Source organism: Mycolicibacterium hodleri (assembly GCF_025822245.1).
Lineage (GTDB): Bacteria > Actinomycetota > Actinomycetes > Mycobacteriales > Mycobacteriaceae > Mycobacterium > Mycobacterium hodleri.
This window is the reverse complement of the sequence record NZ_JACKTL010000068.1, coordinates 28,973-50,960: the sequence shown is the minus strand read 5'-3', so window position 1 is coordinate 50,960 and position 21,988 is coordinate 28,973. Positions and strand designations below refer to the sequence as shown.

At 69.1% G+C, this 21,988-nt stretch carries 15 protein-coding genes and 1 pseudogene; 10 read left to right on the top strand and 6 right to left on the bottom strand.

All coding sequences use genetic code 11. The annotated features are described in order from the left end of the window. The first annotated feature begins 66 nt into the window (after positions 1-66). Both H7J06_RS28035 and H7J06_RS28030 read left to right on the top strand, forming a co-directional pair. Positions 67-1,575: a CoA-acylating methylmalonate-semialdehyde dehydrogenase gene (locus H7J06_RS28035; RefSeq protein WP_264042705.1), complete on the top strand. Its 1,509-nt coding sequence runs from the start codon at positions 67-69 to the stop codon at positions 1,573-1,575. A gap of 18 nt (positions 1,576-1,593) precedes the next feature. Next, the gene (locus H7J06_RS28030; RefSeq protein ID WP_264042703.1) at positions 1,594-2,976 is read left to right on the top strand and encodes an aspartate aminotransferase family protein; all 1,383 of its coding nucleotides are present in this window, start codon (positions 1,594-1,596) and stop codon (positions 2,974-2,976) included. Between the two features lie 83 nt (positions 2,977-3,059). Here the strand turns inward: H7J06_RS28030 and H7J06_RS28025 are convergent, their stop codons facing one another. After that, entirely contained in the window at positions 3,060-3,914 is an 855-nt protein-coding gene (locus tag H7J06_RS28025; RefSeq protein ID WP_264042702.1) for an HpcH/HpaI aldolase/citrate lyase family protein, read from the bottom strand. A 106-nt stretch (positions 3,915-4,020) separates the two neighbouring features. Between H7J06_RS28025 and sthA the strand changes: the two are divergent. The 4 genes and pseudogenes from sthA to H7J06_RS32500 form a co-directional block, all read left to right on the top strand. Beyond that, positions 4,021-5,427, top strand: a pseudogene (sthA, locus tag H7J06_RS28020) (Si-specific NAD(P)(+) transhydrogenase); the annotation flags it as partial. 165 nt (positions 5,428-5,592) lie between these two features. Beyond that, positions 5,593-6,345: an alpha/beta hydrolase family protein gene (locus H7J06_RS28015; RefSeq protein ID WP_264042701.1), complete on the top strand. Its 753-nt coding sequence runs from the start codon at positions 5,593-5,595 to the stop codon at positions 6,343-6,345. Between the two features lie 26 nt (positions 6,346-6,371). Next, the gene (locus H7J06_RS28010; RefSeq protein WP_264042700.1) at positions 6,372-7,280 is read left to right on the top strand and encodes a 2-hydroxyacid dehydrogenase; all 909 of its coding nucleotides are present in this window, start codon (positions 6,372-6,374) and stop codon (positions 7,278-7,280) included. A 9-nt stretch (positions 7,281-7,289) separates the two neighbouring features. Continuing rightward, positions 7,290-8,219, top strand: a complete 930-nt coding sequence (locus H7J06_RS32500) for an NAD(P)/FAD-dependent oxidoreductase (protein ID WP_264042699.1) — start codon at positions 7,290-7,292, stop codon at positions 8,217-8,219. Here H7J06_RS32500 and H7J06_RS28000 read toward each other — a convergent pair whose 3' ends face one another. Next, a complete protein-coding gene (locus tag H7J06_RS28000) occupies positions 8,220-9,515 on the bottom strand; it encodes an aspartate aminotransferase family protein (protein ID WP_264042698.1) in 1,296 nt (431 codons plus the stop codon). A gap of 54 nt (positions 9,516-9,569) precedes the next feature. Here H7J06_RS28000 and H7J06_RS27995 point away from each other — a divergent pair, with 54 nt between their 5' ends. From H7J06_RS27995 to H7J06_RS27980, 4 genes are all read left to right on the top strand, one after another. Next, positions 9,570-10,793: a cysteine desulfurase-like protein gene (locus H7J06_RS27995; protein WP_264042696.1), complete on the top strand. Its 1,224-nt coding sequence runs from the start codon at positions 9,570-9,572 to the stop codon at positions 10,791-10,793. 241 nt (positions 10,794-11,034) lie between these two features. Then, positions 11,035-11,520, top strand: a complete 486-nt coding sequence (locus H7J06_RS27990) for a MarR family winged helix-turn-helix transcriptional regulator (RefSeq protein ID WP_264042695.1) — start codon at positions 11,035-11,037, stop codon at positions 11,518-11,520. Continuing rightward, positions 11,520-11,960 carry an MmpS family transport accessory protein gene (locus H7J06_RS27985; RefSeq protein ID WP_264042694.1) on the top strand — a complete coding sequence of 147 codons (441 nt, stop codon included), beginning with the start codon at positions 11,520-11,522 and terminating at the stop codon, positions 11,958-11,960. Before H7J06_RS27990 ends, H7J06_RS27985 begins: the two co-directional genes overlap by 1 nt. Continuing rightward, positions 11,957-14,878: an MMPL/RND family transporter gene (locus H7J06_RS27980; RefSeq protein WP_264042693.1), complete on the top strand. Its 2,922-nt coding sequence runs from the start codon at positions 11,957-11,959 to the stop codon at positions 14,876-14,878. Before H7J06_RS27985 ends, H7J06_RS27980 begins: the two co-directional genes overlap by 4 nt. Here H7J06_RS27980 and H7J06_RS27975 read toward each other — a convergent pair. The 4 genes from H7J06_RS27975 to H7J06_RS27960 all read right to left on the bottom strand — a co-directional run bounded on the left by H7J06_RS27975 (position 14,875) and on the right by H7J06_RS27960 (position 21,694). Then, positions 14,875-15,204 (bottom strand): STAS domain-containing protein, encoded by a 330-nt coding sequence (locus tag H7J06_RS27975; protein WP_264042692.1) that lies wholly within the window; start codon positions 15,202-15,204, stop codon positions 14,875-14,877. The two genes, H7J06_RS27980 and H7J06_RS27975, sit on opposite strands and share 4 nt — an antisense overlap. Beyond that, on the bottom strand, positions 15,204-19,286 hold the full coding sequence (locus H7J06_RS27970; protein ID WP_264042744.1) for a SpoIIE family protein phosphatase: 4,083 nt from the start codon (positions 19,284-19,286) through the stop codon (positions 15,204-15,206). The genes H7J06_RS27975 and H7J06_RS27970 overlap by 1 nt, the downstream gene beginning before the upstream one ends. Before the next feature lie 63 nt (positions 19,287-19,349). Next, positions 19,350-20,408, bottom strand: a complete 1,059-nt coding sequence (locus H7J06_RS27965; protein ID WP_264042691.1) for a cobalamin B12-binding domain-containing protein — start codon at positions 20,406-20,408, stop codon at positions 19,350-19,352. Then, on the bottom strand, positions 20,396-21,694 hold the full coding sequence (locus tag H7J06_RS27960; RefSeq protein WP_264042690.1) for a PP2C family protein-serine/threonine phosphatase: 1,299 nt from the start codon (positions 21,692-21,694) through the stop codon (positions 20,396-20,398). Before H7J06_RS27960 ends, H7J06_RS27965 begins: the two co-directional genes overlap by 13 nt. Between the last annotated feature and the right edge of the window lie 294 nt (positions 21,695-21,988).

Sequence of the window (21,988 nt, the reverse complement as noted above, 5' to 3'; positions counted from 1 at the left end):
TTCTTCTTCGTCATTCGTTACACATCGTCGGGTATCTGGCGCTTCCGCTGCGCCCAGAATCGAGGCATGACACTCAGCACCCGCGTCAAGACGATCGCCCACTGGGCCGACGGCAAGGCCTTCGCCGGATCCGGCGACCGCACCGCCCCGGTCACCAACCCCGCCACCGGTCAGGTCACCGGCGAGCTTGCGCTGGCCGACGTCGCCGACGCCCGCGTCGTGATCGACGCCGCCGCCGCGGCCTACCCGGCCTGGCGCGACACGTCGCTGGCCAAGCGCACCACCATCCTGTTCGCCTTCCGCGAGCTGCTCAACGCCCGCAAGGGCGAGCTGGCCGAGATCATCACCAGCGAGCACGGCAAGGTCGTCTCCGACGCCCTCGGCGAAGTCAGCCGCGGCCAGGAAGTCGTCGAATTCGCTTGCGGCATCGCCCATCTGCTCAAGGGCGGCATGACGGAGAACGCCTCGACCAACGTCGACGTCGCCTCCATCCGCCAGCCGCTGGGCGTCGTCGGCATCATCAGCCCGTTCAACTTCCCGGCCATGGTGCCGATGTGGTTCTTCCCCATCGCCATCGCCGCGGGCAACACCGTCGTGCTCAAGCCCAGCGAGAAGGACCCGTCGGCCGCCCTGTGGCTCGCCGAACTGTGGGCCGAGGCGGGCCTGCCCGCCGGCGTGTTCAACGTGCTGCAGGGCGACAAGGTCGCCGTCGACGAACTACTCACCAACCCGACGGTCAAGGCGATCAGCTTCGTCGGCTCCACCCCGATCGCGCAGTACGTCTACTCCACCGGCACGCTGCACGGCAAGCGGGTCCAGGCGCTCGGCGGCGCCAAGAACCACGCCATCGTGCTGCCCGACGCCGACCTCGACCTGGCCGCCGACGCGATGGTCAACGCCGGCTTCGGATCGGCCGGGGAACGCTGCATGGCCATCAGCGCCTGCGTCGCGGTCGGCCCGATCGCCGACGACCTGGTCGCCAAGATCGCCGACCGCGCAAAGGGACTCAAGACCGGTGACGGCACGCGTGAGTCCGACATGGGTCCCCTGGTCACCAAGGCCCACCGCGACCGGGTGGCGTCCTACGTCGACGCCGGCGAGGCCGACGGCGCGACCATCGTGGTCGACGGCCGCGGCGTGACCGTCGACGGCGAGGAGGACGGCTTCTGGCTGGGCCCGACGCTGATCGACGACGTCACCCCCGAGATGAGCGTCTACACCGACGAGATCTTCGGCCCGGTGCTGTCAGTGGTCCGAGTCAGCTCGTACGACGAGGCGCTGAACCTCATCAACGCCAACCCCTACGGCAACGGCACCGCCATCTTCACCAACGACGGCGGCGCGGCCCGGCGGTTCCAGAACGAGGTCGAGGTCGGCATGATCGGCATCAACGTGCCGATCCCCGTCCCGACCGCCTACTACAGCTTCGGTGGCTGGAAGAGCTCGCTGTTCGGCGACACCCACGCCCACGGGACCGAGGGCGTGCACTTCTTCACCCGCGGCAAGGTCGTCACGACGCGATGGCTCGACCCGAGCCATGGTGGAATCAACCTCGGCTTCCCGCAGAACGACTGAGTCAGGAAGACTGAAATCATGACGACCTTCGATACGGATCTGCTGCCCAGCGGCCAAGACCTGGCCACCGCCAAGGCCGAGGCCGCCCACGCCTACGAGCTCGACCGCAAGCACGTCTTCCACTCCTGGTCGGCGCAGGCGCAGATCACGCCGATGACCATCGTGGCGTCCGACGGCCAGTACGTGTGGGACGGCAACGGCAACAAGCTGCTCGACTTCTCCGGGCAGCTGGTGTTCACCAACATCGGCCATCAGCACCCGACGGTGGTCAAGGCCATCGCGGAGCAGGCGGCCAAGCTGTGCACCGTGGCGCCGCAGCACGTCAACGCCGCCCGGTCCGAAGCGGCCCGGCTGATCGCCGAGCGCACCCCCGGTGACCTGAACCGGGTGTTCTTCACCAACGGCGGCGCCGACGCCGTCGAGCACGCCGTCCGCATGGCGCGGCTGCACACCGGCCGCTACAAGGTGCTTTCGCGCTACCGCTCGTACCACGGCGGCACCGACACCGCGGTCAACCTGACGGGCGACCCGCGCCGCTACCCCAACGACTACGCCAGCAGCGGGGTCGTGCACTTCAACGGCCCGTTCCTCTACCGCTCGTCCTTCTACGCGGAGAACGAGCAGCAGGAGAGCGAACGCGCCCTGGAGTACCTGGAGCGGCTCATCCAGCACGAGGGTGCGACGTCGTTCGCGGCGATCATCCTGGAGTCCGTGCCGGGCACCGCGGGCATCATGGTGCCGCCGCCCGGATACATGGCGGGCGTCCGCGAGATCTGTGACAAGTACGGCATCGTGATGATCGCCGACGAGGTGATGGCCGGCTTCGGGCGGACCGGAAAGTGGTTCGCCATCCAGCACTTCGACGTGGTGCCGGATCTCATCACGTTCGCCAAGGGTGTCACCTCGGGCTACGTGCCACTGGGCGGCGTGGCGATCAACGACGCGATCTACTCGACGTTCGCCGACCGCGCCTACCCGGGCGGGCTGACCTACTCCGGTCACCCGTTGGCGTGCGCCGCCGCCGTCGCGACGCTGAACGTGATGGAGGACGAGGGCATGGTGGCCAACGCCGCCCGCATCGGCTCCGACGTGCTGGGCCCCGGCCTGGCGGACCTCGCGGCGCGGCATCCGTCGGTCGGCGAGGTGCGTGGGCTCGGCGTGTTCCAGGCGATCGAACTGGTCGCCAACCCGCAGACCCGGGAACCGTTGGCTCCCTATGGTGGTTCCAGCCCCGCGATGAACGCGGTCATCGCCGCCTGCAAGTCCGGTGGCCTGCTGCCGTTCGCGAACTTCAACCGCATCCACGCGGTGCCGGCCTGCAACATCTCCGACGCCGAGGTCGCCGAGGGGCTCAAGATCCTCGACGCAGCGCTGACGGTGGCCGACGGCTACGTGAACTGAGGTCAACCGCCGACACTACGGTTGTTGCGCGAATTCGGCCCGTTTCGCGCAACAACCGCAGTGTCGCGGCGGGGAAGGCGGGCTCAGTCGACGAGGCCCAGTTTCGCCGCATGGGCCAGCACGGCCTCGGCGCGGGCGCGGGTGGGGCCGACGCTTCCGTCGTACGGTCCGGACGGCGCGTCCAGGCGGGCGAGCGTGGCACGCGCCTCGGCGATGTCCAACGGTGACGGGCTCAGCAGCGCGTTGACCGTCTCGGCGTGCGCGGAGTCCAGGCACAGCCGCCCGGTCATCCCGGCCGCCTTCGTCACCGCGGTGTCCCTGGCCAAGTCGGCAGCCTGGTCCCGCAGCGTCGGTCCGTCGACGGGTGCGGGCAGTCCCGCCGCGCGACTGGCGATCACCAGCTGCGCGCGTGGGTAGGCCAGCGTCATCGGGTCGGCAGACATGCCGGTGTCGCGTCGAAAGTCGCCAACGCCAAAGGCAATTCGCGCGCAGCCGGGGGCCCGCGCCACGTCCGACACCGACTCGATCCCGACGGCCGACTCCACCAGCGCGACCACCGGGGTGCCCGCGGGCAAGCGGGTGCTCGTCGCGGCGACGTCGTCGGCGGATTCGGTCTTGGCCAGCATGACGCCGAGCAGTCCCGGTGCGCCGGACAGCGCGTTCAGATCGGCCGCCCAGTACGGAGAGGTCGTGGCGTTGATCCGAACCCAGCCCTGCCCACCTGCGTACAGCCACTCGGCCACCGACTGACGGCCCGCGGGCTTGCGCGCATCGGGCAGACCGTCCTCGACGTCGAGCACGACCACGTCCGCGCTGCCGGCTACGGCGGCATCGAAGGCGTCGTGGCCGTCGGGGACGCCCGGCTGCAGCAGCCACGTCCGAGCGAGCGACCAGTGCGGCCTCCGGGTGCGCACCGGCGCGTCGGATGAGAGGGTCATCCGTCCATCATCGGCGCCGGGGACGCGCACGAGAACCTTGCGCACATTTAGTTCACGACCGGTTCACGTCGTGGTGCGGGCCCGAGATATGGGTATGCCCCCTCCCATGGCGAGTGAGACTGAGTACGACCTGATCGTGATCGGCTCTGGCCCCGGTGGGCAGAAGGCGGCCCTGGCCGCGGCCAAGCTCGGCAAGAAGGTGGCCATCGTCGAGCACGGCCACATGGTGGGCGGCGTGTGCACCAACACCGGCACCATCCCGTCGAAGACGCTGCGCGAGGCGGTGTTGCACCTGACCGGGATGAACCAGCGCGAGCTCTACGGCGCCAGTTACCGGGTCAAGGAGCACATCACGCCGGCCGATCTGCACCAGCGCACGTCGCACGTGATCGACCGCGAGGTCGACGTCATCCGCAATCAGCTGATGCGCAACCACGTCGACCTGCACATCGGCAACGGCAGCTTCGTCGACGCCCACACCGTCAAGGTCGAGGGTGCGCACGAGGCCGAACACCGTACGCTCACAGGCGATTTCATCGTCATCGCCACCGGGACCACACCTCGGCGACCCGACGGCGTCGACTTCGACCAGGAACGGGTCCTCGACTCCGACGAGATCGTCAACCTCGACTTCATCCCGACCTCCATGGTCGTCGTCGGCGCGGGGGTCATCGGCATCGAGTACGCGTCGATCTTCGCCGCGCTCGGCAGCCACGTGACGGTCGTCGAGAAGCGCGACACCATGCTCGACTTCTGCGATCCCGAGGTGGTCGAGGCGTTGCGCTTCCACCTGCGCGACTCGGCCGTGACGTTCCGCTTCGGCGAGGAGGTCACCGACGTCGACGTGTCTCCCGGCGGCACCCTGACCACCCTGGCCAGCGGCAAGCAGATCGCCGCGGAGGCGGTGATGTACTCGGCCGGCCGCGTCGGACGCACCGAGGAACTGAACCTGGAGGCGGCCGGGCTGGCCACCGACGACCGCGGACGCATCGAGGTCGACGGCCACTTCCGGACCAAGGTCGACCACATCTACAGCGTCGGCGACGTGATCGGCTTCCCCGCGCTGGCGGCCACGTCGATGGACCAGGGCAGGCTGGCCGCCTACCACGCGTTCGGCGAGCCCGCGCACGACATGACGGCGCTGCAACCGATCGGCGTCTACACGATTCCGGAGTTGTCGTTCGTCGGCGCCACCGAAGTAGAGCTGACCAAGGACGCCATCCCGTACGAGTTCGGGGTCTCCCGATATCGTGAGCTCGCGCGCGGCCAGATCGCCGGTGACTCCTACGGCATGCTCAAGCTGCTGGTGTCCACCGAGGACCGAAAGCTGCTGGGCGTCCACATCTTCGGCACGGCCGCCACCGAACTGGTGCACATCGGTCAGGCGGTCATGGGTTGCGGCGGCACGGTGGACTACCTGGTCGACGCGATCCTCAACTACCCCACGTTCTCCGAGGCGTACAAGGTCGCCGCGCTCGACGTGACGAACAAGATCCGTGCCGTCCGGAAGTTCCACGAGGGACAGGAGGCCGACGCGGGTCCCCCGGAACGGGACGGCCACGACGAGCCCGCCGAGAAGGAGCTCGCCGCGGCCGCGGAGTGACGCGACCGGGTGGCATCGATCTCACTGCGGCCCGATGACGCCGCCTGGCGCCGCGGTCGATGACAAGATCTGCGGGTGGCCGAGCCCGTCAGTTTTCCCAGTAGCACCGGACCGACCCTGCGCGGAGTGGTCGACCTTCCCGACGGCGAGGTCCGCGGGTGGGGCGTCTTCTCCCACGGCTTCACCCTGGGCAAGGACAGTCCCGCGGCGAGCCGGATGTGCAAGCAGCTGGCCGCCGACGGCATCGGCATGTTGCGCTTCGACAACCTGGGCCTCGGCGACTCCGACGGCGACTGGGGCGACGGGTCCTTCTCCCACAAGGTGGCCGACACCGTGCGGGCGGTCGAGTTCATGAACGGCACGGGCCGGGAGGTCCACCTGCTCGTCGGGCATTCGTTCGGCGGCGCCGCCGCGATCGCCGGCGCCCACGAATGCGACACCGTGGCCGCGGTCGCCAGCGTCGGGGCGCCGTACGAACCCGCGCACGTCGAGCACAACTACGACGCGTTGGTCCACCTGATCGAAGCCGACGGCGAGGCGCCGTTCCTCGTCGGCGGCAAGGCCCTGACGCTCAAGCGCCACTTCATCCACGACGTCCGTGCCGCGGACCTCCGCGAGCGCATCCGCACCCTGCGCCGGGCACTGCTGGTGATGCACTCCCCCACCGACAACACCGTCGGCATCGCCAACGCCAGCGACATCTTCCGCACCGCCCGGCATCCGCGCAGCTTCGTCTCCCTCGAGGGCGCCGACCACCTGCTGACCGGGAAGAATCAGGCCGCCAGGGCCGCCCGCATCATCAGCGCGTGGGCCGACCCGTATCTGTAGCCCGGGCGGTCACTAGCGTGGGCACCGTGAAAGTGCTCGTGCCAGACGACCTCGGCCTCGAACTGCCCACCCCCACGGCGGACACGACGATGGCGTTCTATCGACCCGGCGATCCATGGCCGTCGGACCACCTCGACGCCGACGTCGTCGTGGTCGGGTTCGACAACGCCCCGGAGACCGGCGCCCGGTTCGCCGACCTGCCTGGCCTGCGCCTCGTCCAGACGCTCAACGCGGGCTACGAGCAGTGGGTGCCCCACCTCCCCGAGGGCGTGGTCCTGTCCAACGGGCGTGGGGCGCACGGCGGCTCGACGGCCGAGTGGGTGGTGGCCGTGCTGCTGTCCATCTACCGCGACCTGCCGGGGTTTCGGGCCCACCAGGCCGACGGCGTCTGGGGCTTCAAGGACACCGAGACGCTGATCGGCAAGCGTGTCGTGGTGCTCGGCGCCGGCGACCTGGCCGTCAACCTGGCGGCCCGGCTCGTGCCGTTCGAGGTCGAGGTGACGCTCGTCGGACGGCGGGCCCGCGACGGCGTCGTCGCGCTCTCCGACGTCGACGAGCTGCTCCCCGGCGCCGACGCCGTGGTCGCGATGCTGCCGGCGACCGAGGAGACCCACCACCTTCTCGACGCCCGGTTCCTGGGCCGGCTGCGCGACGGCACCGTGGTCGTCAACGCCGGTCGCGGCAGTGCCGTCGACACCGACGCGTTGCTCGCGGAGCTGATTTCGGGCCGGCTTCGCGCCGCGCTGGACGTCACCGATCCCGAGCCGCTGCCGCCGGGGCATCCGCTGTGGTCCGCACCGAACCTCATCCTCACCCCGCACGTCGCCGGGAGCACCGAGGGGGCGTGGGAACGGGCCTGGCGCGTCGCCCAGGACCAGATCGACGTCTTCGCCACGGGCGGTCGGCCGCCGAACGCGGTGGTCGGCCCGGACTAGGTTGGAGCCGTGTCCTCGCGAGTCGCAGTCATCGGTGCCGGCATATCCGGGGCCGTCTGCGCCCACGTCCTGCGCGGGCACGGCATCTCCGCGGAGCTGATCGAACGGGGCCGTGCGCCGGGCGGGCGGATGGCGTCGCCGACGCTGCACGGCCGCCGCGTCGACCTGGGCGCCGCGTACTTCACGGCCAAGGAGCCCGAATTCGTCGCTGCGGTCGAGCGATGGTCGGCCCAGAAGCTGGTGCGGGACTGGACCGACACCCTCGACGTGTACTCCGCCGACGGCCACCGTCAGACCTCCGGCCCGATGCGCTACGCCGCCCCCGACGGGCTGCGGTCGCTGGTGCGGGCGTCGCTGCCCGACGAGGCGCGCTGCGAGGCCGCGGTCGGCTCCCTCGACGAATTGGACCATGACGCAATCGTCTTGGCGATGCCGGACCCGCAGGCCGCCCGCCTGGCCCCCGACGCCGCCGAGTGGGTCGACTACGAACCGGTGATCACCGTCGCGGCGGGCTGGGAGCGGCGCTGCTGGCCTCTTCCCGACGCCGCCTTCGTCAACGACGACCCCGACGTCACCACCATCGCCGACGACGGCTCCCGACGCGGCGACGGCGCGGCCGTCCTCGTCGTCCACACCACCGCCCAACGGGCCGCGGCGCACCTGGACGACCCCGACGGCGCGGTGGCCCCCGTCCTCGACGCGCTCCGGCGACTTCTCGGCGTCACGGCGACCCCGGAGTGGACCCACGCCCACCGCTGGACGTTCGCGAAACCCGTTGCCACGCATGATGAAGACGCATACGGACTCACTACCCACGGCGGTCGTCTACTCGGCTCGTGCGGCGACTCGTGGTGTCCGTCCGGTGCGCCGCGCATCGAGTCGGCGTGGCTGTCCGGGCATCGGCTCGGCGCGGCGCTCGCCGCTCGACTGGCTCGCTGACTACAGGCAGGCCGCCAGGGCGTCGCCGAGGATGTCCAGTCCCGCGTCGAGGTCGGCGTCGGTGATCGTCAGGGGCGGGGCGATGCGGAAGATGCCGCCCATGCCGGGCAGCTGCACGATGTTCATGTGCAGCCCCCGCCGAAGGCACTCGGCGGTCACCCGCGCGCCGAGGTCGTCGGCGGGTGCCTTGCTCACCTTGTCGGTGACCAGCTCGACGCCCTGCAACAACCCCCGGCCACGCACGTCGCCGACCTGTTCGTGCCGTTCGCGAAGGGCGGCCAGCCGGGTCCCCAGGTGTCCGCCGAGGTGGGCGGCCCGCTCGGCCAGACCGTCGCGTTCGACGACGTTAAGCACCGTCAACGCGACCGACGCGGCGAGCGGATCCGACACGTGGGTGGTGAAGAACAGGAAACCCCGGTCGTGGCACACGGATTCGATCTCGTCGGTGGTGACGACCGCGGCCACCGGCAGACCGGCGCCGAGGGTCTTCGACAGCGTCAGCAGATCCGGGACGACGCCGTCGCGTTCGAAGGCATACATCGTTCCGGTGCGGCCGATGCCAGTCTGTGCCTCGTCGGCGATCAGGAGCATGCTGCGTTCGGCGCAGAGTTCGGCGAGGCGGGCCAGGTAACCCGGCGGCGGTTCGATGATGCCGCCCGAGGACAGGATCGGCTCGACCAGGCACGCGGCGAGGCTGCCCGAGGATTGGGCGTCGACTGCCGCGAACCCGTACTCCAGCTCCGTGCGCCAGTCGTAGCTGCCGTCGGGATGCCGGAACGGCGACCGGTAGGCGTTGGGGGTCGGCAGGGTCAGGTTGCCCGGCATCGGTGGGCCGTACCCACGGCGCCCGGCACTGAACGTCGCAGAGGCCGCACCCGAGGTCATGCCGTGCCAGGACCGGTCGAACGACACCACCTCGTACTTGCCGGTGTAGAGCTTCGCCATCTTGATGGCGGCTTCGTTGGACTCGGCGCCGGTGGTCAGCAGCAGCACCTTTTCCAGGGACGCGGGCAGGGTGGCCGCGAGCTTCGTCGACAGTTCGACCACCGGCTCGCTGAGCATTCCACTGTAGAGGTGGTCGAGGGTGGCCACCGCCGTCGAGACCGTGGACACGACGTCGGGATGGGAATGCCCCAGCACCGAACTCATTTGCCCCGAGGTGAAGTCGAGGATCGCCGTCCCGTTCTCGTCGTACACGTGACTTCCGTTGGCCCGCTTGATGACTCGCGGGACGAAGGCTGCCCCGTAGCGCACCACGTGGTGCCCGGCGTCGGTCCAGAACTGCGTGGTGTCCACGACACGAGTATGCCGCCCGCTGCGGGCCCCACGGGCGTGGGTCAGACTTCGTTGGTGACCGGTCCACTCGACACCGCACCCGCCTTCGACGTCGAGGCGGTCCGCGCCTGCTTTCCCGCCCTTGAGGGCGGTACCGCGTTCTTCGACGGGCCGGGTGGCTCGCAGACGCCGACCGCCGTGGCCGACGCCGTGCGCGACGCGATGCTGCGGCCGCTGGCCAACCGCGGACACGTCACGGCGGCCGCGCGCAACGCCGAGGCGATCGTCGTCGACTGTCGCGCCGCACTGGCCGATCTGCTCAACGCCGACCCCGACGAGGTGATCTTCGGCCGCAGCATGACGGCGCTGACCTTCGACCTGTCGCGCACGTTGTCGGCCGGGTGGGGCCCTGGCGACGAGGTCGTCGTGACCCGACTCGACCACGACGCCAACGTGCGGCCGTGGGTGCTCGCCGCCGCCGCGGCGGGCGCGACCGTTCGCTGGGTGGACTTCGACCCCACCAGCTCGGAGCTCCCGGTGGCCGCCGTCGCGGCGCAGCTGACCGATCGCACGCGCCTGGTGGCGGTCACCGCCGCCTCCAACCTGATCGGGACGATGCCCGACGTGCGGGCGATCGCCGACGTCACCCACGCCGCGGGGGCACTGCTCTACGTCGACGGGGTGCACTACACCGCACACGGGATCGTCGACGTCCGCGAGCTCGGCGCCGACTTCTTCGCGTGCTCGCCGTACAAGTTCCTCGGACCGCACTGCGGCGTGGTGGCCGGCACGGCCGACGTGCTCGCCGAGCTGCGCCCCGCCAAGCTGCTGCCGTCGACCGATCGCGTTCCCGAACGCTTCGAATTGGGCACGCTGCCATACGAAGTGATGGCGGGCGCGACGGCCGCCGTCGACTTCCTCGCGGGCATGACGGGTGCCGCCGGCTCGCGCCGCGAGAGGCTGGTCGCCAGCCTGGGCGCCCTCGAAGCCCACGAGGACGGGCTGCGCCAGCGCATCGAAGCGGGGTTGAGAACGCTTGCCGGAGTGCGGATCCACTCGACGGCCGCCCGACGAACCCCGACGCTGCTGGTGACCTTCGAGGGTCGCGACGCCGCCGAGGTCAGCGCGGCGCTCGCGGGACAGGACGTCAACGCACCGGCCGGGTCGTTCTACGCCTACGAGGCGGCCCGGTTACTCGGGCTGGGCGAGGCCGGCGGGCTGCGGATCGGCCTCGCGCCGTACAACACCGCCGCCGACGTCGACCGCTTGCTCGGGGCGCTCGGCGACGCGCTGGCCTGAGGTGGCGTTGGGGGAACGCCGATGCATAGGGGGCGTTATGCAGATTCCGGATGCGGTCATCCGTCGCTCCGCGGAGCCGAGGACGGATCCGAATCGTCGCGAGCGAAACCGCCCATGGCCGTGGACAGTCGGCGGTGACGAGCCCGAAAGGCGGCGGAAGTCCATTTCTGTGAACTAGCTGGTGATCACCTGTGATAGCCGCCAATTCGCCGCTACATAGGACTCATGATATATCTAGCGGGTGCCCGAGGAGCCGAGCGAACGCATCGCCAGTGAATGCGTCGGCGGACTCCTCGACCAGGCCGTGGACCTGACCGCCCGGTTCCTGACCGACAGAACCGACTTGAGCGCGTCCGCCCTGTTCGCGATCAACAGACTCTGCCGCGAAGGCCCGATTCGGCTGACCACCCTGGCCGCCAAGGAAGGCATCAGTCAGCCGTCGATGACCCAGCTGATCACGCGGCTGGAACGGCAGGGATTCGTCTGCCGAATAGCCGACCCCGAGGACGGACGGGCCACGCTCGTCGGCATCACCGAGCACGGTCAGGACGCCGTCGACGACCGCCGACGCTCACGCCGGGAACGCCTCACCGAACTGATGGACACCCTGACCCCCGAAGAGCAGAACGCGTTGCAGCTGTCGGCCCGCGTGGCTCTACCCATCCTGCGCAGGCTCGCCGCCACTGCGGATTGCCCACCCATCGACGATCAGCGGAAGGCGTTGTAGTGAAGGACAATCCGATCGGTCGCGGATTCAAGAAACTGTGGATCCCCCTGGTCCTGATCGTGGTGCTGGCGGTCTCCGGTCTGGTGGTGTTTCGCTTGCACCGCCAGTTCGCCTCCCAGGACCTCAACGCCAACGCCGGCTCGGGCATCGAGATCGTCCAGTTCAACCCGAAGATCATGGTGTACGACGTCTACGGCTCACCGGGCGACACGGCCCTCATCAGCTACTTCGACCCGGATGCCCACGTCCACACGATCACTGCGTCACTGCCGTGGTCGGTCACCCTGTCGACCACCTTGCCGACGGTCAGCGCGAACCTGATGGCGCGGGCCGACGGCGATCAGATTGGATGCCGCGTCACCGTGAATGGAACCGTCCGTGAAGAGCAGTCCGCGAGCGGAATCGAAGCTCAGACCTACTGCTTGGTGAAGTCCGCATGACGCACGCGACGCCCGGACAAGCGCCGGCCGAGAACCCGTCCGAGGACGTGCAACGGCCCAAGCGGCCCTACCTGCCGCACGCGATCCGAATCTTCTCCCTCCCGATCGTCCTGTTCTGGATCGTGGTGGCGGTTCTGGTGAACGTGATGGCGCCCCAGCTGGAGGTCGTCGGCGAGTTGCACTCGGCGCCGATGGCACCCGAGGACGCTCCGTCGATGACGTCGATGAAGTTGATGGGCGGAAACTTCAAGGAGTTCGACTCCAACAGCACCGTGATGGTCGTGATCGAAGGCCAGCAGCCGCTGGGCCCGCCGGCACACGACTACTACAACGCCATCATCAAGAAGCTGCAGACCAATCCCCAGCACATTCAGCACATCCAGGACTTCTGGGGCGACACCTTGACCGCGGCCGGCGCGCAGAGCGCCGACGGCAAGGCGTCCTACGTGATGATCAACCTGGCCGGCGAGCAGGGGCAGACGGAGGCCAACGAGGGCGTCGACTTCGTCCGACAGGTCATCGCGGAGACCAAGGCCCCACCGGGTGTGCAGGCCTACGTCGCCGGTCCGGCCGCCCTCACCGACGACCTGCACGTCATCGGCAACGCGAGCCTGGCCCAGATCACGTTGATCACGCTCGCCGCGATCGCCCTCATGCTCCTGATCGTCTACCGGTCGATTCGGACGACGCTGGTTCAGCTGTTCCTGACGTTCCTCGGGCTGCTGACCGCCCGAGGCGTGGTCTCGGTGCTCGCCACCAACGGGGCGTTCGGCTTGACGACGTTCGCGGGCAACATCTTGACGATGCTGGCGATCGCCGCGGCCACCGACTACGGCATCTTCATCTTCGGTCGCTATCGCGAAGACCGCGCCATGGGGCTGGACCGGGACGACTCCTACTACGCCACCTTCAAGTCCGTCGCTCCCGTCATCGTGGGTTCGGGCCTGACGATCGCCGGGGCCACCTACTGCCTCAGCTTCTGCCGGCTGCCCTACTTCAGCACCATGGGCGCACCCGTGGCGATCGGCATGGTCGTGGTCGTGGTCATCGCGGTGACCCTCGGCCCGGCGGTGCTCTTCCTCGGCAGCAAGGTCGGACTCTACGAATCCAAGCGACCCGCCCAGAGCCGGTTCTGGCGCAAGGTCGGGACGGCAGTAGTCCGTTGGCCCGCACCAATCTTCGTCGTCAGCCTGTTCATCGTGCTGATCGGCCTCGTGGCGATTCCCGGCTACAAGCCCGCCTACAACGACCAGTACTACCTGCCCAAGGACGCGCCCACCAACGTCGGGTTCGCCGCGGCCGACAGGCACTTCTCCCAGGCCCGGATGAACCCCGACATCCTGATGGTCAACTCCGAGCACGACATGCGCAATCCGGCCGACATGCTGGTGCTGAATGCGGTGGCGCGCAACGTCATGCACACCGACGGCATCGCGATGGTGCAGAGCATCACCCGGCCGCTCGGCATCCCGATCCAACACAGCTCGATCCCGTTCCAGACGAGCGTCTCCGGCCAGACGAGCAACATGAACCTGCCGTTCCAACGTGCTCAACTGGCCGACCAGCTGCGGACGATCGACTCGACCAACGCCTCGATCGCCATCCTGGAGCAGCAGTACCAGCTGTCGCTGCAGCAGACCGCGCTCACCCAGGACTCAGCGGAGAAGTCGCGGGAACTCCTCGGGACCACCGAGAAGCTCAGGGACAACATCGCCAACTTCGACGACACGTTCCGGCCGATGCGGGCCTACTTCTACTGGGAGCCGCACTGCTTCGACATTCCGCTGTGCGCCGCCATCCGCTCCCTGTTCGACTCGCTCGACGGCATCGACGAACTGACCGACCGGACGGGAGCGGTCCAGACCAACACCGACCAGTTGTCGGCGCTGGCACCGAAGTTGACCGCACTGCTGCCGCAGACGATCGCCACGATGAAGCAGAGCCGTGACCTGTCGCTGGCGTCGTACAACTCGCAGAAGGCGCTGCTCGACCAGATGGAGGCCTCCAACGACACCGCCCTGGCGATGGGAGCGGCGTTCGACGACGCCAAGAACGACGACCTGTTCTTCCTTCCCCCTGAGGCGTTCACCAACCCGGACTTCAAGCGTGGCCTGGCGATGTTCCTGTCCCCGGACGGCAAGTCGGCGCGCATGTTCATCACCCACGAGGGCGACCCCGCCACCGTCGACGGCATCGCGAGGGTGGACTCCGAACGCAAGGCCGCACAGGACGCGTTGAAGATGTCGTCGCTGTCCGACGCCAAGATCTACCTCGGCGGCGTGGCGGCCACCTACCGGGACATGGCCGACGGCGCCAAGTACGACCTGCTGATCGCCGTGGTGTCGGCGCTGACGCTGATCTTCATGATCATGATCATCCTGACCCGCAGCGCGGTGGCGGCCCTGGTCATCGTGACCACGGCGGGAAGTTCGATCGCCGCGTCGTTCGGCATCTCGGTTCTGTTGTGGCAGGACCTCTTTGGCAAGCCGATCCAGTGGCTGGTCATGCTGATGTCGGTGATCATCCTGTTGGCCGTGGGCTCGGACTACAACCTGCTGCTGGTCTCCCGGTTCAAGGACGAGATCCACGCCGGGCTGAAGACCGGCATCATCCGCTCGATGGCGGGTACCGGCGGGGTGGTGACCTCGGCCGGACTGGTGTTCGCCGCGACCATGGCGGCCATGATGTTCAGCAAGCTGGTGGTGCTGGCGCAGATGGGCTCCACGATCGCCATCGGTCTGCTGGTCGACACCTTCATCGTGCGATCGCTGCTGATGCCGTCGATCGCCACGCTCCTTGGCCGGTGGTTCTGGTGGCCGCTGGTGGTCTATCCGCGGGGCGACAACCACTTCCGCAAGACGCCGCCACCCGCGGCGAGCAACGAGGACGACACCGCGCCGGTCCCCGTGCCGAGCTAGGCGCCGTTCGTCGGCGGGGAGGCCGCCTCCACCACCGCGACGTCGCTGAGCCCGCTGATCGTGAGCACGCGGATCAGGAACGGGTGGACGATTAGGTGGAGCCGGTCCACCTCGTCGGCGTGGTTGAACAGGGCGTTGATGCCGGCGCTGTCGAGGTACTTGACCGCGCTCATGTCGACGGTCATGGGCCGTCGGGTGCCGGCCCGCGCTTCCGTGAGTGCCTCGGTGAACACGGCGATGTTGCTGAGGTCGATCTCCCCCTCGGCGACGACCCGCGGCGCCCCGTCGGCGTCCCGATCGGTGTTCAAGGTCAACGGTGTGGCCATTAGTCAATCCTCGCGTGCATGGAAACCGTGGTGCCGACGTCGTCGGAGTGAATGGTGAAGTCCTCCATCAAGCCTCGCATGAGCGCCATGCCACGGCCACGACTGATGTCGGCGACGGCCCGGGGCCGTTTCCAGGTGCCCGTGTCGGTGACCGTCACCCGAAGCCGGTCGACCAGGGCGGCGGCGCGCAGGGAGACGACGCCGTCGGGGCGATCCCGGTGACCGTGTTCGATGGCGTTCGACACGGCCTCGCCCGTGGCAATGAGGACGTCCTGCATCCGCTCGTCGTCCACTCCCGCCTGAGTCAGCCAGCCGCGCAACGCGTCCCGAATCGGCGCGAGCTGGGCGGAGTCGGCGACGAACGTCACGTTCAAGGGCCCCGGTCGGCGGTACAGCAACAGGGCGACGTCGTCGGGATAGCCGCCGCCGGGCTCCAGTTCGGACATGAGGTGATCGGCGACGGCGTCGAGCTCGTCCATGCGCCCGCCCCTGACGAGGTCGGCGGCGCGGACCATGCCGTCGTCCATCGAGGTGCCGCGGCGTTCCACCAGACCGTCGGTGTAGAGCACCAGCGTGGCCCTGGCGGGCAACGTCATGCGCACTTCGGGCCGGGTCCGGCCGAGCTGCAACGCCAGTGGGAGCCCACGCCCGCCCTCCAGCATGGTCGTGGTCCCGTCGGCCAGTACCAGGATCGGCGGCGGATGCCCCGCACTGGAGAAGACGAGCTCACCGCTGTCGCGGGTGAGCACCGCGCAGAAGGCCGTCGTGCAGCGCGCACCGGGAAGCCGCGCCGCGAAACGATCCATTCCGGCGAGAACGGCACTGGGAGAGGACTGTTCGAGGAACAGGGCACGACAGGCGCTGCGCAGTTGACCCATCACGGTCGCGGCACCCAGGCCGTGGCCGACGCAGTCGCCGACGATGAGCGCCACCCGCCCGTCGTCGAGGTCCACGACGTCGTACCAGTCGCCGCCGACCTGAAGCGGCCGACTGGCCGGGTGGTACCGCACGGTGAAGCCCGTCGGCAGGTTCGCCGGTCCCAGCATGGCGTGCTGCAGCGCCACCGCGGTCTCCCGCTGTTCGTCCAGCTGGTACGCGCGGTGAAGTCCTTGGCCCAGCCGCCCGGCCAGTACGGCGAGCAGGGTGTGATCCCTCGGCCCGAACGGCCGTTGCTCGGACAATTCCACCCAGACCACCAGCACCCCTCGCGGATGCTGCAGCGAGATGCCGCCAGAGCTCGTCGTCGCGGTCGAGGTGGTCAGCAGGCCCGCGTCCCGCACGTTCACGATCGACTCGCGCTGGTCTGCGGTCAGTTCGGCCCATTCGATCGGCTCGCCGACGCACAGGAGCTCGGGGGTGTCCGCGTCGGCGGCGGCACTGGGGAACGTCACGGCCAGGACGCGCCGTGCCCGCCACACGCCCTTGAGCTCGCCGATGGCGCCCAGCAGCGCATCATCGAGCGAATCAGCCTGCGCCAGTTGCTGGTTCAGGGCGGCAAGTGCCGTCTGACGTTGCACGGTGTAGTGCTCCGAGGTGACGTCGCGGAACGTGCCGACCATGACCCGTCGGGCCGTGTCGGGATCCTCGGCGTGGTTGAAGTTGACGGCGACCCACAGGCGGTGACCGTCCCGGTGCGTCACGGGGACGGTGAAGGTGCCGTGCGTTTCGTTGAGCAGACCCGCGAACGCGGCCTGGACCGATCGGTGGGCTTCCGGGTCGGTCTCGGCGTCGGGCCACCACGGATGCACTGGCGCATACGGCAGGCCCGCGGGTCCGTATCCGAGCATGTCGACGAACGCGGCGTTGATCTCGATGACGGCGCCGTGCTCGTCGCAGACGAAGAACGCCTCCTGCAGGGAGTCCACCAGCGCCGTGCGCCACCGGGCGTGGTGGTTGCGCAACCTGGCGAGCTCGACGTTGGCCCGCACGCGGGCCAGGAGTTCAGCGGCCGCAAAGGGTTTCACCAAATAGTCGTCGGCCCCTGCCCGCAGGCCCTCGATCGACGCCTCCTGGCCCGCGCGCGCCGACAACAGGAGAACGGGTAGCGCGACCGTCCGCGGATCGCCACGCAGGGTGGCGAGCAGCTCGAGCCCGTCCAGGCCCGGCATCATCACGTCGCTGACGAGGATGTCGGGTGCCCGCTCGCGGATGGCGGTGAGCGCCTCGAGGCCGTCGGTCACGGCAGTGACCACATAGCCCGAGGTGCGCAGGAGATTGGTGAGGTACTCGCGCATGTCCGCGTTGTCGTCGGCCACCAGGACCCGAACCGGATCCTCACCGCCTGCCAGGGAGGTGACGACGGCCGATGGCGCGTCGGATTCGGGTGACGCCGGATCCGACGGCAGCCAGCGCAGCGCCTCCTGCACGTAGGGCTGCGCGACGGCACCGGTCGTCGCACCGGTCCCCGACGTCGAGACACCTTCGTGGGCAACGTGTCCCGAGCCGTAGGGAACGTGGACGGTGAAGGTGGTCCCCTCGCCCTCCCGACTGTCGGCGCTGATCGTGCCGCCCTGCAGTCCGACCAGTTCGCGGACCAGCGCCAGCCCGATGCCGCTGCCCTCGGTCGACCGCGCCCGGGCGGTCTCGATGCGGTGAAACCGTTCGAACAGCCGGGGCATCTCGGCGGCGGCCACCCCGATACCGGTGTCGGTCACGGTCACCACCGCACCCGAGCCCTCCCCGCGCACCCGAACGGTGACGGATCCGTCGAACGTGAACTTCAGGGCGTTCGACAGGAGGTTCAACACGACTTTTTCCCACATGTCGCGGTCCAGGTAGACGGGTTGGTCGAGCGGCGGGCAGTCGACGACGAAGTCCAACCCCGCCCGGTCGAACGCGGACCGGAACACGCTGGCCAGTTCCGCGGTGACGGCCGAGAGGTCGACGGGCTCGAACTTGGCCTGCATCCGCCCGGCCTGAATGCGGGAGAAGTCGAGCAGGGTGTTGACGAGCTTGGCAAGCCGTAACCCGTTGCGGTGGACCAGGTCCAGCTCGTCGCGAGTGGCCTGGTCCAGACCGCTCGCCGCCGCGCGCAAGTCGTCGACCGGTCCGAGGATCAACGTCAGCGGGGTCCGGAACTCGTGGCTGATGTTGGAGAAGAAGGCCGTCTTCGCACTGTCCAGTTCCGCCAATTCCTCGGCACGCTGCTGCTGGGCCTGATAGCTGCGCGCGCTGCCCACCCCCGCGGCGATGTGTCCCGCGACGAGTTCGACGAAGCCCCGGTAGCCGTCGTCGAGCGATCGGTGGCGGTTCAGTGCCGCGACCAGGAACCCCACCGGTGCGCCGCCCTGCTGCAACAGCGGAACCACGAGCGCCGCCGTCGGCGGGCCCGCCCACGCGCCGGACGGCAGGTCGAGCATCCGACCGTCCAGCTCCACCAGCGCGGTCTCGCCGCGGGCGGCCTCGGCGACCGGCCACACCGCCGGTTCGCGCGCCGAGATGGTCTGCGGGACAGCCCGATGACCGAGGACGATGCCACTGACGCCGGCGAGGTGGGCGTCGCCGCGATCTGGTTCGTCGCCGAACAGGTAGGTCAACGTGAAGGGCAGGTCGTACGCATTGCCGGCGAGTTGACTGGCCGCGAAGTCCAACATCTGCCGCTCCGTGCGGACGACACTCGGATCGGAGCCGAGGTCGCGCAGCGTCGCCATTCGACGCTCGGCGATCACCCGGTCGGTGTCCTCGCTGACGACGCACAACATGCCGACCACGCGGGCGTCCTCGTCGCGCAACGGACTGTAGGAAAACGTGTGATAGGTCTCCTCCGAATAGCCCGACCTCTCGAGAAACAGCAACAGTGCTTCGTCCCACGTCGCCTCACCGGTCGAGAGAACCGATGCGATCCGCGGTCCGATGTCGGGCCAGATCTCCTCCCACACTTCGCTCGCGGGCCGGCCGAGTGCCCAGGGGTACTTGCTGCCGAGGGTGTCGCGGCGATAGGCGGCGTTGCAGAAGAACGTCAGATCGGGCCCCCACGCCATCCACATGGGAAACCGGGACGCCAACAGGATGCTGACCGCCGTGCGGAGGCTCTGCGGCCACAGCTCCGGCGGCCCCAGCGGGGTGGCCGTCCAGTCCACCATGGCCAGGTCACGACCGATCTCGTCGTCATCGCGGAAGACCACGGAATTGCCTCTCGTCACTCGTCATTCGCCGGTTGTCCGGTCCTGGCGCCAGTCACCCGGTACGGCGAAGTGGACGGCCAACATCGTGGCTGCCAACGGGTAGTCACGCATCGCGGCGGTGAAGATGTCCACCAGTTCACCCATCATCTGCGGGTCGGCACCTCGGGTACGCAACAGGTCGTCGATCCACCAGGCCGTCTCGGCCAGCACCCGGTGGTCACCGGTGAGCAGCACCACCTCCACCGCGTGGAGGATCTGGTGCAGCACGTCGTCGGCGACGTCGATGACGCTGTTGAGGCAGTCTGCGTCGGGAGTGGTGGCCGCGGCGACCAGCGACCACCGTTCACGCAGCCGCGCGACGAGCCGACGATGGTCGGACTCCAGCGCCGACTGCTCGGCAGTCCGCTCGGCGGCCAGGGGCTTCGCTGGTGACACCACCGCCGGCAGCCCGTCCATCGCCACGATGGCGCCGTGCGCGTCGCGCGCCCACGCGGTGGCGCCCAGGGCGACCGCCCGCACGTCGTCGCCGCCGAACGCCGGGCCGCCCACCAGGATCGGCGTCCCGCTGGCCGTCGTGGCCTCGATGAATCGTCGACAGGTCGGCAACGAGCCCAGCACCGAACAACTCACCGCGACGGCGTCGGGTCCCAGGTCGTGCAGATATTGGTTGAGCCGCAACGGATTCGTCGACGCGCCGAGCAGGGTGGTGTCCCAGCCGTTGGCGCGCAGCGCGCATTCGATCATCATCGCGGGCAGCGCGTGCCACTCGCGTTCGGCACAGGCGACCAGCACCTTGCCCCGGGTCACCGGCATCTGCCGGACGTGATGGGCGACGACCTTGGTCGCCGAGATGGCCGTCGCGGTGGCCGCGTGCTCCTGCGCCACCGTGAATTCGCCTAGCTGCCAGCGCCGGCCGACTTCCCGCTGAGCGGCGGCCACCACGTCGGTGAGCACCGACACGGGATCCGCACCCTCGCAGAGCATTTCGGCGACGAGCGACGTCACCGTCTCGGTGTCTCCGCTCGCGAGAGCCGCGTCGTACGCCTCCAACGGGTTTCGACGCTCGCCTAGTCGCCGCATGTCACCGCGAGCAACGCGATGTCGTCGTGCTGCCGACCGTCGAGGTATTCGAGGACGTCCTGCTCGATCGCCTCACAGAGCACTTCGGGGCCGGCGCCGGCATAGCGGGGCAGCAAGGCCACGAGCCGGTCGACGCCGTACATGCCGTCGGGACCCGTGGCCTCGTCGACTCCGTCGGTGAACATCAGCATGGTGTCGCCGGACTCGAGGGCGACGGTGGCCGGCCGGTACCGCACCTGGGCGATCATGCCGACCGCGGTGCCACTGACGCCGACCGTTTCGACCCGGCCGTCGCGACGCAGCACGATGGGCGGCGGATGACCTGCCGCGGCCACGTCGACCACGAATCGCCCGTCGCCGTCGCGACGCATCCTGGCGCACACCACGGTGACGAAGTCCTTCGTGTGCTCGTCGAAGAGCACCGTGTTCAGCGCCCCGAGGACGACCTCGGGACGACGATCGAAAAAGCAGGCCGTACGGATGCTTTGGCGGGTTCGACCGGTCAGCGCGGCCGCCTCCACGCCCTTGCCGGAGACGTCGCCGACCGACAGCAGCCAGTCGTCCCCTCGGCCGTGCACGTCGTAGAAGTCGCCTCCGATGTCGAGGTGTTCGGCCGCGGGCCGGTACCTGGCGGCCAACCGCGCCCCGTCGACCTCTGGCAGCGACGGCGGCCGAAGGCTGCTCTGCAGAACCGACGCGATGCGCCCGCGCTCCTCGTAGAGTCGTGCGGAATCCAAGGCCATCGCGGCGCTCGTCGCGACTCTCTCGGCGACCGTCACGTCGCGGGCCTCGAAGCCCCGCCCCTCGCACCGAATCAGCACCAGTGCACCGATGGTCGCGCCCCGCGCGTTGAGACCCACGGTGAGCAGATCCGCCGGGCGCATCGAGGCGGCCTCGGCGACAAGCCGGGGGTGCGGAATCATGCCGGCGAGATCGCCCTCGGCGTCGTCGTCCATCATGACGTGCCGCAGCTCCGTGCCACCGGTCCGCAACAGGCGACTGAGCTCGAGCTCGGCGATGGCGGCCGTGGAGATGACGGCGTGGAAGCCGGCGTCGTCGCCTCCGACCAACGTCAGCGAGCCCGGGCGGTCGCCGGGCAGGACGACCATCCCCCAGTCGGCGAGCCGCGGGCGGATCATCGTCAACAGCCGAAGTGCCGTGCGACGCAGATTCAGCGAACCGGACAGTCCCGTGCCGACGTCGTCGACCAACTGCTCGCCGGCGCGCAGATTGGCGGCGGAGTCCTGAGCCGTCGGGTGCAACGAAGCCGTCGGGTTGACCGCCATAGCCCCACCTCCCAGCGCGTCGTCGCGACGTGTCAGCTGCCATGTCGACGTCGTGAAGAACCCGCACCCAGGCGGCGTTCGACCCGCGATCAGGTGCGACGACCGGATCGACGGGTCGCGACGGCGACCGGCTGGAAGCTCAACCACCGACCAACCTACCGATCTCGTCAGGTTAAGGCGAGCTGCCGACTCCCACGACCGCAAATCTGACGCGGACGTAAGGCTGCGGAAGAACGGGTATGCCGTCCGGCATGACGGTCATCGCCTTCCCCCGCTCCAACGAGCACGTCAGTC

Excerpts from the sequence above, each read along its gene's own strand:
- H7J06_RS28035 (WP_264042705.1), top strand. The coding sequence starts at position 67 with ATGACACTCAGCACCCGCGTCAAGACGATCGCCCACTGGGCCGACGGC.
- H7J06_RS28030 (WP_264042703.1), top strand. The coding sequence starts at position 1,594 with ATGACGACCTTCGATACGGATCTGCTGCCCAGCGGCCAAGACCTGGCC.
- H7J06_RS28025 (WP_264042702.1), bottom strand. The coding sequence starts at position 3,914 with ATGACCCTCTCATCCGACGCGCCGGTGCGCACCCGGAGGCCGCACTGG.
- H7J06_RS27980 (WP_264042693.1), top strand. The coding sequence starts at position 11,957 with ATGACGCACGCGACGCCCGGACAAGCGCCGGCCGAGAACCCGTCCGAG.
- H7J06_RS27975 (WP_264042692.1), bottom strand. The coding sequence starts at position 15,204 with ATGGCCACACCGTTGACCTTGAACACCGATCGGGACGCCGACGGGGCG.
- H7J06_RS27970 (WP_264042744.1), bottom strand. The coding sequence starts at position 19,286 with ATGGTGGACTGGACGGCCACCCCGCTGGGGCCGCCGGAGCTGTGGCCG.
- H7J06_RS27965 (WP_264042691.1), bottom strand. The coding sequence starts at position 20,408 with ATGCGGCGACTAGGCGAGCGTCGAAACCCGTTGGAGGCGTACGACGCG.
- H7J06_RS27960 (WP_264042690.1), bottom strand. The coding sequence starts at position 21,694 with ATGGCGGTCAACCCGACGGCTTCGTTGCACCCGACGGCTCAGGACTCC.